Annotated in this window: 9 protein-coding genes; all 9 read right to left on the bottom strand. The window is 45.8% G+C overall.

Translation table 11 applies throughout. The features are described 5' to 3' along the window. Positions 1-19: 19 nt before the first annotated feature. A complete protein-coding gene (gene glgA / locus ACOV1R_RS01800; RefSeq protein WP_021357480.1) occupies positions 20-1,459 on the bottom strand; it encodes a glycogen synthase GlgA in 1,440 nt (479 codons plus the stop codon). After that, positions 1,452-2,624 carry a glucose-1-phosphate adenylyltransferase subunit GlgD gene (gene glgD / locus ACOV1R_RS01795; RefSeq protein ID WP_003641646.1) on the bottom strand — a complete coding sequence of 391 codons (1,173 nt, stop codon included), beginning with the start codon at positions 2,622-2,624 and terminating at the stop codon, positions 1,452-1,454. The genes glgA and glgD overlap by 8 nt, the downstream gene beginning before the upstream one ends. Next, the gene (locus ACOV1R_RS01790; RefSeq protein WP_015379601.1) at positions 2,621-3,760 is read right to left on the bottom strand and encodes a glucose-1-phosphate adenylyltransferase; all 1,140 of its coding nucleotides are present in this window, start codon (positions 3,758-3,760) and stop codon (positions 2,621-2,623) included. The genes glgD and ACOV1R_RS01790 overlap by 4 nt, the downstream gene beginning before the upstream one ends. Next, on the bottom strand, positions 3,750-5,633 hold the full coding sequence (glgB, locus tag ACOV1R_RS01785; protein ID WP_225914157.1) for a 1,4-alpha-glucan branching protein GlgB: 1,884 nt from the start codon (positions 5,631-5,633) through the stop codon (positions 3,750-3,752). Before glgB ends, ACOV1R_RS01790 begins: the two co-directional genes overlap by 11 nt. A gap of 351 nt (positions 5,634-5,984) precedes the next feature. Then, on the bottom strand, positions 5,985-7,601 hold the full coding sequence (locus tag ACOV1R_RS01780) for a peptide ABC transporter substrate-binding protein (protein WP_003646181.1): 1,617 nt from the start codon (positions 7,599-7,601) through the stop codon (positions 5,985-5,987). A 461-nt stretch (positions 7,602-8,062) separates the two neighbouring features. Further along, entirely contained in the window at positions 8,063-9,301 is a 1,239-nt protein-coding gene (locus tag ACOV1R_RS01775) for a glutamate-5-semialdehyde dehydrogenase (protein WP_012778280.1), read from the bottom strand. An 18-nt stretch (positions 9,302-9,319) separates the two neighbouring features. Next, on the bottom strand, positions 9,320-10,117 hold the full coding sequence (proB, locus tag ACOV1R_RS01770) for a glutamate 5-kinase (RefSeq protein ID WP_003643611.1): 798 nt from the start codon (positions 10,115-10,117) through the stop codon (positions 9,320-9,322). Between the two features lie 21 nt (positions 10,118-10,138). Next, positions 10,139-11,362 (bottom strand): MDR family MFS transporter, encoded by a 1,224-nt coding sequence (locus ACOV1R_RS01765; RefSeq protein ID WP_003641639.1) that lies wholly within the window; start codon positions 11,360-11,362, stop codon positions 10,139-10,141. Positions 11,363-11,583: 221 nt separating this feature from the next. After that, positions 11,584-13,008: a replicative DNA helicase gene (gene dnaB, locus ACOV1R_RS01760; protein WP_003641638.1), complete on the bottom strand. Its 1,425-nt coding sequence runs from the start codon at positions 13,006-13,008 to the stop codon at positions 11,584-11,586. Positions 13,009-13,018: the final 10 nt, after the last annotated feature.

Raw genomic sequence — 13,018 nt, 5'->3', positions numbered from 1 at the left:
ATTCACACCCCCATCAAACCTAACGCATTAGCTTCTGATAAGTCGCACGGTACTGCTGTGCAGAATGTTCCCAGCCAAAATCACAAGTCATTGCTTGGTGCTGCAGCTGCCGCCAAACCAGTGGATGCTGCCGATATAAGGTCACGGCTAGAACCATAATTTTACGTAGAACCGCTGGCTGGTAGTCGTCAAAGCTAAAGCCGGTTCCCTGATCGGTATAGCGATTGTACGGAATGACCGTGTCCCGCAACCCACCGACCGCGTGCACGATCGGTAACGTCCCGTAATGCATCGCCATCATCTGCGACAAGCCACACGGTTCAAAGGCAGAAGGCATAAGAAAGATATCACTGGCCGCATAGATTTGCTGAGCTAGCTGCGTATCAAATTGAATCGCGGCGACCACCTTTTGCGGATACGCCGACTGATAGGTGCGTAACGCGCGTTCCAATGCTGGGTCACCCGTTCCCAAAACAATGAGTTGCACATCTTGTTGCTGCAAGAATGGATTCAATGCATCCAGCAAGAGGTCGATACCCTTTTGCTTCGTTAACCGAGAAACGACTGCCAATACCGGCACGTTTTTGACAGGCAACCCTAATCGGCGCTGTAAAGCACGTTTATTCTGACGCTTAGGTTTCAAATTCTTAGCCGAATAATTCGCCGTTAGTGCCAGGTCGGTTGCGGGATCGTATAATTGCATATCAATGCCATTAAGAATCCCACTCAGTTTGTACCGATTGGCCCGCAGTACCCCGTCGAGACGTTCCCCAAAAGCTGGTGTTTGAATCTCTTGTGCGTAGGTCGGTGACACCGTATTAACGGCATCTGCAAAGTTAATACCGCCCTTCAGCCAGTTCACTTGATCGTAAAACGCCACGCCGGCTTCGGTGTAGGTCTCAGTTCCGATTCGAAAGAGACTATCCAAAATAATCGGATCGTAGACACCTTGAAACTGTAAGTTATGAATCGTCAGCACCGTTTTAATATCACGATACGCTTCGATCCAATAGTACTTTTCAGCTAGCAAGACAGGAATAAACGCTGTATGCCAATCATTGAGTTGTAAAATATCAGGGATATAATCGATCCGCTCCATCATTTCACAAACGGCCATTTGAAAGAAGGCAAAGCGTGCACCATCATCCCAATAACCATATAATCCTTCACGGCCAAAATAATCTAAATTATCAATTAGATAATACTGAACGTGCGCGACTGTCAGAGTTTTAATACCGCAATACATCGCATGTTCACCCACTTGAACAGTAAAATGCGTCACTGGCACTAACTGCTGCTGATATTCGGTCGGCATCTGGTGAGGGTAATACGGAATCACTACACGCGTCTCAATTCCTTCCGCTTGCAAGGCGCGCGGTAACGCCATACTAACATCGCCTAAGCCACCAGTCTTATAAAAAGGGGCCGCTTCTGCCGCCGCGAATAATACCCTAGTCATGCACAGCCACCTCCGCTTGTTGAAAGACGTGCTGCCCTTTGCTGATGACTAACGGTGTCGTTGAAGTTCCTTTAAGCACTAGGTTGGGCCCGATTACGGCGTCTTTATCGATAATGACGTTTTCTAACTTACAACCGGCACCGATCCGGGCCCCCTGCATAATGATGGCATTTTTAACTTGGCTATCACGATTAATCAGTACATCCCGAAAGATGACGGAGTGGTCAAGTTGCCCTTCAATATAGCCCCCAGTACCACATAAACTATCACGACACTGTGAACCAGTCGCAAAGAACGTCGGGATTTCATTTTTGACCTTGGTGTAAATACGGCGCGAACTGTAGAATAACGCTCGGAAATTAGCTTCATCCAAAACGGCCATATTGGCCGCAAAGTAGCTGTTGATATCATGAATATTCGCCTGAAAGCCCGTATATTCAAAAGCATTAGCGTTATGTTGGATGACTGCTTGCCGCATCAATTCCTCTAGGCTGATCATGTCACCCCGTTGATTGGCCGACTGCAATAATTCGATTAAATCGACCGTACTCATCAAGTAAATAGCCATGCTCTTGGCAACTTGTTTCGTCTTCGGGCTAATCTTGGCCTTGCTCATCGGAACGACCGCCGTTGCTTCTCCCTTAGCAGTCAATTGTAAGATTGTATTTTCGGGAATCAAACTAGCTGGATCAACGCGCTTATAAACCGCCGTCACGGGACTGTTACGTTCCTCGTGATACCGTAGTAGCGCCTTTAAATCAATATTACCAACATTGCGAGTACTCATCACTACCGAGTACTCACTCTGGCTGCATTTCAGAAACTGAATCGAATTATCATAGTAATGGTGCAGTAATGCGGCCTTCTTTTCTGGTGCCACTAATTTCAAGTCATTGTATGGGGACAAGAATAGGCCGCCGCGAATTGTGTTCAGGCTCCAGTCACGCCCGCTACGCAAATGATCAGCCACGGAACGCCCTGACCGCGGGACCGTCACCATCACATTTTGAATCCCCGCATTGATGACACTCGATAATTGAAAATCAACCAACCGATAACGACCACCAAAGGGTAACATTCCAACTGGCCGAACTGCAGTCAATGGTTGTAACGCGTCACTTGGTTCCAGTAAATTAATAATGGCACTCACTTGTTCACGTCTCATGGTTGTTCCACCCCCATCGTTTCGTGATACCCAACAACTGCAATCTTATCAGTCGTACCAATAATCTGGGCATCATCACCAATCAATGCATCTTCGCCAATCAATGCGTGGTCAATCACCACATTTTTTCCAATCGTTGCACCGGGCATAATCATACTGTCAACCACGCGACTACCCATCCCAACTGACACGCGTTGCGATAAGATTGAATGATCAATTTCGCCCGCAACGTAACAACTATCAACGACCATGGCATTATTAACCTGGCTCGTTTCCGTCAAAAACATCGGTGGTAGCACCTCTGCTTTAGAGTAAATCCGCCAGTAACGATCGCCGATATTTAACCGGTTATGGGGCGATAGGAATTCCATATTGGCTTGCCACAGACTCTTAATCGTTCCAACATCTCGCCAGTAACCCTTAAAAGCATAAGCGTAAACGGATTCATTATTGGCTAAGTATGATGGAATGACATTTTTACCAAAGTCTTCAAGTGACTTATCGGTAGCATAACTCTTAACTAAGTAATCCCGCAAAGTCGGCCAATTGAAGATATAAATACCCATCGAGGCTTTATCACTCTTAGGATGTTCCGGTTTTTCCTCAAACTCAATGATTCGATCCGTCGCATCCGTATTCATCATGCCAAAGCGTTTGGCTTCTTCGTTAGTCACGTGGATCACCCCAACGGTCAACGAAGCCTTCTTCTCCTGATGATATTTCAGCATAGCGTCATAATCCATCTTATAAATATGATCGCCAGATAAGACGAGCAGGTACTTGGGGTCTTGTTGATCAATATATTCGATATTTTGATAAATGGCGTGCGCCGTCCCTTGAAAGAACTTCTCACCTTCACTAGACGAGTATGGTTGTAAAACCGTCACCCCACCATTTAAGCTATCAAAGCCCCAGCTCGCACCGCTACCAATATGTGCATTCAGTTCTAGGGGTTGATATTGCGTGATAACCCCAACGGTATTCACACCCGAGTTAGCACAGTTGCTGAGTGTAAAATCAATAATTCGATAACGACCGCCGAATGGCACGGCGGGCTTAGCCGTATCCTTCGTCAACTTACCAAGCCGGGTGCCCTGACCGCCCGCTAAAATAATCCCTAACATTTCATCTTGCATGCTTAACTCCTCCTATCACTTTAACTGGTCGAATCAACAATGCACCCATCGCCGGCAAGGTCACGGTAAAACTAGCTGGTTGCCCCCGATACGGCTTATCGACCGCCGTAAACGTTGTTTCTAGCTTTGTCCACGTGCCGCCAAAAGCCTGCGCTTCAGTATTGAGTAACAACTCATAACGGCCACGATACGGTACGCCGATCCGGTAATCTTGACGTTCAACAGGAACAAAATTGAAAGCAGCGACCACAAAACTGTATTTCCGTTTGGCCTGCCGGATAAACCCCATGGTCGAACTGTCAGGATCATCGGTATGTGTATAAATAATCCCCGCAGGATCATGGTCCTGTTCCCACAACGGCCGATTGTGCCGATAGACCGCGTTCAGTTGCGTTGTGAACTGTTGCATCCGATGGTTGAGATCATCCTTTAAGTCGACCCATTCCAACGCACTCCAGTCCCGCCACTCTAGGAACTGCCCCCACTCTGAGCCCATAAAATTCAGTTGTTTTCCTGGGAAGGCAGCCATACAAGTTAGCATCGTCCGCAAATTTGCAAACTGATTATAGCGGTCCCCCGGCATTTTATGCATTAATGATTTCTTGCCGTGCACGACTTCATCATGTGAAAACGGTAGAATAAACCGTTCATCGAACATGTACACGAATGCAAATGTCAGTAGATTAAAGTGGTCGTGCCGATATAACGGATCCATCATGAAGAAATCCAGGGTATCGTGCATCCACCCCATGTTCCACTTATAGTTAAATCCCAATCCGCCATTGGCCACCGAACCCGTAACCTGCGGATAGGCGGACGACTCTTCCGCAATCATCAAGATATCGGGATGGTGGGTTAAGACCGTGGTGTTCAACTTTTGTAAAAAGGCGATGCCTTCTAAATTACGATTATCCCCATACTGATTAACCTGCCCTTCGCGCCCTTCATCATAGTCGCAATACAACATGTTAGAGACAGCATCCACTCGCAAGCCATCTAGATGACACTGGTCGAGCCAATATTCGGCGCTTGAAATCAGAAAACTCTGAACCTGTGTTTTACCGAGATCAAAATTCCATGCCCCCCAACGACGGTTATTCGCGCGCTCAGGATCAGCGTATTCAAATGTCGGCGTACCATCATACTGGTACAACGCATCATAATTGCGAATAAAGTGACCCGGTACCCAATCAACGAATACCCCGATATTCGCTTGGTGACACTGGTCAACAAAGCTGAGAAAACTGTCACGCTTGCCAAAACGACTGGTTGGCGCAAAATACCCTAATTGCTGATAACCCCAAGACGCATCTAACAAATGTTCCATCACGGGCATTAATTCAATGTGGGTATAGCCCCGTTGTTTTACATAGGGAATCAGTTCAGCGGCTAATTCCGCATAAGTGTAGTAGCTACCATCAAGATGACGGCGCCACGAACCTAAGTGCACCTCATAAATGTTAATTGGCCGATTGGCAGCGCGCGACTTCTTCCGGCGAGCTAGCCACAAACTATCGTGCCAACGCATCGTCATCGGCTCAACAACTACGGCCGCATCCCCCGGTTTTCGTTCGAACTGTTGTGCAAACGGGTCAATCTTTAGTTGCACTTGGCCAGTTGGTGTTGTGATCTGAAACTTGTATAACTGACCCGCATGAACGTTCGGAACTTGTCCTTGCCAAATCCCCGTCGCCCCTAATAACTTTAGTGCGCTTGGTTGCCAGTCATTAAAATCGCCAACAAGCCCGGCAGCCTTAGCATGCGGCGCCCAGACGCGAAATACCGCCCGACCAGATGCGCCCAAATGACAGCCTAAGTAATCCTGACTATTAAATCCTGCGCCGGTATTAAATAAGTAACTTGCATCATTCATTTCCGTAGTTTGTTTAACCAAAGCATCACACCCCCTATGTGATTAACTGAGCAGATTATAAAATTAATCTTATTATAAGAAGGTGACAGGGTGTTTGCCTATCCTTGATAAGGTCGCCTTACTTAGTGATCAAACAGGGCACAAACCCCTAAAAGATAACGATTATTATGACTAGCCACCCAGACCGCTGCAAACTGATTCAGGACAACTATTCACAGTTAAGCCCGTGGTTATCCGTTTTATTGCGCCGTTTGCCAAAACATCAAAAAAAGCCCGAAAAAACGCGTTTTTTCGGGCTAGTTGATTTATTCAATTACATTTCTATCAAATTAATAATATTTATCTGACTGATTACTTCCAGTAGGCATAGCGATAAAGGGCGTCTCGCAACAATGTGAAGTGAACCCCACCAACCTTGTTACTGATCAAGTGAGCAGCAGCAGTTTGATAAATCGGTGTGACCCCCTGTTGCTGAGCGACTAGCTTAGCCGCTTGCTGCATCGTCTGATATCGGGCCTTAGTTGACTGCTTATCGGCCGTAATCGTCGAGATTAATTGCTCATATTTCGCATTGTTAAACTTCCCAAAGTTGACAGAATTAGTTATCGAAGCCTTATTCAAGAAATCAACTGGATCTTGGAAATCACTCGACCACGACAACGTGGCAAAGTCAAAATCACCCTTGCTTAAAGTTGAAATCTCATTTGTCAGTGGTACTGACTTGACATTGACCGTGACACCACTAAGATTTTTCTCAATTGCAGCTTGAATATATTCTGCCACCGACTTATTAATATCATTATCGTTCGTCAATAATTGCAGTGTTAACTTTTGCTTTCCTAAGCTCGCCTGAGCCTTCTGCCAATACTGTTTAGCCTTTGCTGGACTGTATGGATACAAATTTCCGGTATCCGTATTAAAATCTTTCCCTGTTGTCGGGTTCTTGGTATTGCCAGCAGGAACTAATGACGTCGCCGCTACTGAGCCGTCTTTGAGAACGTTCTTAACCAATGACTGGCGATTCAAAGCGTAACTCACAGCACGCCGCAAGTCAGTATTCTGCAATGCTGAGCGCTTCTGGTTCCACAACATGAAGTAGAGTTGATTTAACTTCGTAACCTTCATCTGACTTTTTAGTGACCCTTGCTCAGCTGCCGATACTTGGGTGCCCGTAATCTGGGTGACTTGGACCTCATTGCTTTGGAAGAGGTTCTCGGCCGTACTGTTATTTTTGACCGTCTGCACCTTAATATTCTTGATTCGGACCTGTTTACGGTCATAATAATACGGGTTCTTCACATATTTCCACGTGTCATTCGTCCCATTCCAACTCTTCAAGACATAGGGACCATTAGAGAGCGTTCGCTGTGCCGATGTCCCATACTTATTCCCGTATTTCTCAGTAAATTGTTTGTTTAACGGATAGATCTCTGTGGCTAGCCGATAATTAAAATACGGCACGCGCTGTTGCAATGTAATTTGTAACTTATACTTACCCAACGCTTTAACGCCTAAGGTCTTCACCGCCTTCTTACCAGCCGTGATTGCTGTTGCATTCTTGATTTCAGCAACGTGTCCGACTTCCTGTGACTTGGTATTCGGATCGACCTGGCGTTGCACGGAATAAACAAAGTCAGCGGCCGTGACCTTTTTTCCATTCGACCACTTGGCATTGTGCCGCAAATTAAAGGTATAAGTCTTCCCATTATTAGTCGGTTTGACGACTTTCTTGGCAATTGCCGGCACGACTTTCCCCTTTTGATTAGTTGTATACAAGCCTTCCATAAACTGAGCAATAGCGGCCTGACTAGCGATATCGTCGGCCTTATTAGGATCAGCGGTCGCAATCGACTGGGTCGCCGTTACGTTCAACGTCTTCTGCTGACTACTCTGCTGGCTACCGCAGCCAGTTAAGACTAATCCTAGGGCTACAATACCAATACTGCTGATCCATATTCTTTTTTTCATGAATGATGACTCCTAACTTAACGATGATGTCGGTTACTGGCAACGATACTTCGATTGGCGCCGACAACAACACATCAACGGTAAGCCTCCGTTATCCGTGGTAAACCGGTAATTACCGGTTTTCACGACTACAATAACGTTTTGCAATCCTGCGTTCATCATCATGATTCCTCCCCTTAGATTAAAAACTAATTAAGATAAGATTAGCTTTTAAGTTTACATCTGTCAACTAAAAGTTTCACTCAACATTCTAAGTCACCATGGTATTGTGCCTTCACTATTCAGGCCGAAACCAGCTTGCTGCTTTTGAACCAAACGTATGGTACGCGAGCTTAAAACTAGACCGGCTATGTTGGGTTATCAAATCAAGAAGTCAAAAATCGGATAAACACTTGTCCCCCCAATCGGCAATAAAAAAATCGCTATTAGCCGATATAATGACTAATAACGATACTTGCTCATCAATGGCGAATCTGACCATTGCCATCAATGACATATTTATAAGATGTTAATTCCGCTAATCCCATCGGACCGCGAGCATGTAACTTCTGCGTTGAAATCCCGATTTCAGCGCCAAACCCAAATTCAAAGCCATCCGTAAACCGGGTGGAAGCATTGATATAAACACACGCTGCGTTGACCCGTTGCTGGAAGAGCTTCCCAGCTTGATAATTATCCGTCACAATAGCTTCGGAATGTTGGGTATTGTAACGATTGATGTGCGTAATGGCTGCTGCTTCTGAATCAACAACTTTCACTGCAATAATTAAATCATTATATTCCGTTCCCCAGTCCGCATCCGTTGCTGGAACCACATCAGGAACAATGGCTTGAGTTGCGGCATCCCCGCGTACTTCTACGCCTTGTTCACGAAGTGCCTGAATCATGCTAGGTAAATAATCGGCCGCAACCTCACGATGAATTAGAAGCTTTTCAGTGGCGTTGCAAACCGATGGTCGCTGAACTTTCCCATTGATCACGATATCGGTTGCCATTTGCAATTGCGCGTCTTTGTCCACATATACGTGACAATTACCGGCTCCTGTTTCAATAACGGGTACCGTTGCTTTAGCCAACACCGTTTGAATCAAACGGGCGCTCCCGCGTGGAATTAAGACATCCACGTAATCAGTGAGCTGCATGAACTTAGCCGCAGTCGCATGCGACGTATCCGTAATCAGTTGAATCGCATTCTCATCGACCGCTTCGGCCCGTAATGCACCACGTAAGACTTGGACAAGTGCTTGATTAGAGTGAAGGGCTTCCTTACCACCACGTAAGATTACAGCGTTTCCGGTTTTAAAACACAGTGCTGATGCATCCACCGTCACATTGGGGCGCGCTTCAAAAATCATGCCGATAACACCTAGTGGTACCCGTTCCTTGGCAATCATCAACCCGGCCTCGTTGCGCCACGCGCGGTCCACATTTCCAATTGGATCTGGCAAACTCACGACCTGTTTGAGTCCGGTCGCCATATCCTGGATGCGGTCTGCTGTTAGCCGGAGCCGGTCAACAAACTTAACTGGTACTTGCGGGTTCTCTAAATCCTGCGCATTAGCTGCCAATATCTCATCTTGATGGCTCGTTAACGCCGTTGCCATTGCGGTCAACACTTGATTTTTTTGCGCCGTTGAAAGTAACCCCAGCGTATAGCTAGCTTGTTGAGCCTGCTGACCCAACTGTTCTAAATCTACCATTTTGATAACCTCCCCAACTTAACCGAATAGCGTTCCGACTGGTTCGCCTGCTAAAATTTGAAAAATAATTGTGGGATCCGCACCATTGGCTAAAATCATTTGACCATTCGCATCGATCATCCGTTCTGCCGCTTTTAGCTTAGTGACCATCCCACCAGTACCAAACCGACTGCCACTACCGCCAGCTAGCTTATAAGTATGTTGATCAACCTTCTCAATGTGCCCTAATAACTGGGCTCGGGCATCCGCATTGGGATTACCATCATAAAAGCCATCGATGTCGGATAGCATGATTAACAAATCCGCCCCGATATTCGTGGCCACGATTGCGGATAGTTGATCGTTATCACCGAACTTTGTTTCATGATCCAATTCATCGACCGCGACCGTATCATTTTCATTAACAATTGGGACCACGTTTTGTTTTAATAGCGCCTCAAATGTATTCAACACATTATGGTGACTCTTAGGATAAACAAAGATATCACGTGTTAATAACAACTGGCCAATTTTTTGTTCATAAATGGCGAAACGTTCTTTGTAAATCGAAATCAATTCAGTTTGCCCAATCGCCGCAATCGCCTGTTGTTCAGGAATTGCTTTTGGACGTTGCTTGAGTCCCATATAATTCAAGCCAACACCAATAGCCCCTGACGAAACCAAGACAACTTCACGCCCACGGTGTCGCATTGCGCTAATAACAAAGGCTAATTGATCGATTGCCCGTAAGTTGATCGATCCATCTGGATAAACTAGCGTGCTTGTCCCGACTTTAATCACGACTCGTTTAGCCTTTAGTTTTCGTATCACTTTCACTACTGCCACCAACTTCTCTAATTATTTTGTTTCACGTGAAACATCGGTCTGAACGTCCGTCTTCATATAATTAACGGCCTTGCGTAAATTAAAGTGAACGACACCGATATTAACTGCCAACACGATCAATAAAACCACAAATGCCAACAAAAACAGCACCTTATAAGACCAATTATCGATAATCACACCACCAAATAACGGCCCTAGCGAGCGCCCTAACGCACAAAAGGCTTGTACTAGTCCTTGGTAACGCCCCTTAGCACTAACTGGTGATAACTGACTCACTAGTGTTGGCATGGCTGGTGACCAAGTTGCTTCACCAATCGTCAATAAAATCATGGCAAAGATAAAGTGTGGGTAATCATGCGCAATCACAAGTGATAGAAATGATAAGCCCACGAATAGCATGCCGAAGAAAAATTGATTATATAAATTTTTAATCCGATTCCCCAGCAAACTTAAAATACTCTGAATAAGGACTAGTAAGCCCGCGTTGATTGTCCATAGAAAACTGTAATTCCGCAGCGGCATCCCCAAATTCGTCATGTAGACGGATAAATTGCTGACCCACTGTTCGTATAGCAACCAGATAATGAATAAACTAATAAAGAAGGTCCAGACAATGTGAAAATTGGCCCGTGGCAAGTGCACATCTTGTCCTTGGCGCGGATCAACCCCGGTCACGTTCGACGAATCCACATTGTATTCAAATAATGCAATAATCAAGAAAATCACGAAGAGGCTCGTGGTCATCGAGAATAGCAAGGCCATCCCCATGCTATACACGATACCAACCAGCATCGTGCCGAAGACAACTCCGAGATTGGCAGCGAGATACATCAACGTAAACGTTCGCCGCACTTTATCGCGGGGGACACTGGCAGCCAAAGCATTAAACATCGTATTTAGCCAGCCACTAGCAAACCCGGTCACGACTAACAACATCGGATACCACGGCCATCCATGAAAAAAGATCAGAGCAAAGTTCGCGAGGCCATTCAACGTGATTCCCATCAGTAACAGGTGATAAGGATTACCTCGATCAAATATACGCCCACCAATCGTACTTGCCAAAACGTTGGCAACTGAATTGAGCATCAGGACAATTCCAGTCTCCGTCAACGACTTACCTAACACATTGTGCATGTAGATCGTCGTTAACGGCCAAATGAAACTCATACCAATGTTATTCATAAACTGCCCGGCAATTAGCCACGGCGTTTTAATGAGTTGCTTTTGTGCCACGCCATCACCACCATTATTAAATCTGTCTACTTTTCATCATAGCAAAGTTTATTTAAAATAACAGGGACATTTATCTCACTAACTCATTATTATCACGGCCAAATTGGTGCATCAGCCCAACCAATTGGCGGAAAACAAGTAGCCTCGGCACGTGATAAACAAAAAATTCCTCTTAATTAGTTTAAGAGGAATTTGATAACAAATTTATTGATCGACTGCAATTAAGCTTGGGGATCCTGCGCATAAGAGACTGAGGAGAACTTATTAAATGGTTTCACAAATAATAGTTTGACCGTTCCCCGCGCCCCAGCACGGTTCTTTTCGATAATCACTTCAACTTCACCAACATCCTCAGAAGCATCTTCGTCCCGCGGATCGCCGCCATTAAAGTCACCACCGCCACCAAAATTACCGCCATCATCATCGTCGCCGCCTTCGCGATCATAATAATCTTCCCGGTATAGGAAGGCAACGATGTCAGCATCTTGTTCAATTGAACCCGATTCACGAATATCGGAAAGCACTGGCCGCTTATCTTGACGCTGTTCAACACCACGAGATAGCTGTGATAAGGCAATGACTGGAACACCTAGTTCCTTAGCCAGTTTCTTCATTTGCCGCGAAATTTCGGAAACTTCCTGTTGCCGACTTTCTGTGTTACTACCTTCGATCAGTTGCAAATAATCGACCACAATCAAGCCGAGGTTACCTTGCTCTTTCGCTAAGCGGCGACTTTTGGCCCGGATTTCTGACATCTTGATTCCGGGGGTATCGTCAATAAAAATACTAGCTTTAGACAAACTCCCCATGGCAACCACCAAGTGTTCCCACTCTTCTTCGTTCAGTTGCCCCGTCCGTAAATGCCCAGCGTCAATACTACCTTCTGCACACAGCATCCGGTTGACTAAGGATTCGGCACCCATTTCCAAACTGAAAATGGCCACTGTCGTATCCGTTTTAGTCGCCACATTTTGGGCAATATTCAGGACAAAGGCTGTCTTACCAACGGCTGGCCGGGCAGCCAAAATAATCAGATTATCCGGTTGTAAGCCGGCGGTCATTTTATCCAGCTCCGCAAAACCAGTCGGTAAACCGGTAATGTCATCATCATTTTGATACAAGCGGTCAATTTCTTCAATCGACGCGTTCAACACATCTGAAATCGACTTAAACCCACTCTGATTACGCTGTTCAGACACGTTCATAATGTCGCGTTCCGCGTCATCTAATAACGTGGTCACGTCATCATTTTCCGTATAGGCCTTTTGCGTAATCTCCGTGGCCGTCTTGATCAACCGCCGCACCGTCGCCTTTTGCGCCACAATCTTAGCATAGTAGCCAGCGTTAGCCGCAGTCGGTACGGACCCAGCTAATTCAGCAATGTAACTCATCCCACCAACATCATCCAATTGATTTTGGGCCGTTAATAAATCACTAACGGTCACCGCATCAATAGCCTCGTCACGGTCATTTAAAGTCACCATGCTGGCAAAAATGATCTGATGTGCGCGCCGATAGAAATCTTGCGCTTCGACAAACTCCATCGCTTCCACGAGGGCATCACTGTTTAAGAAAATAGCCCCCAAGACTGCCTTTTCAGCTTCAATATTTTGTGGTGGGGTTTGATCCAGCACATCGTTGTTCATTTGTGATCCG

The organism is Lactiplantibacillus sp. YT640 (assembly GCF_049745435.1).
Classification (GTDB): Bacteria; Bacillota; Bacilli; order Lactobacillales; family Lactobacillaceae; genus Lactiplantibacillus; species Lactiplantibacillus plantarum.
Note: the sequence above shows the minus strand (reverse complement) of the source record. Positions and strands in the feature narration are given on the sequence as shown.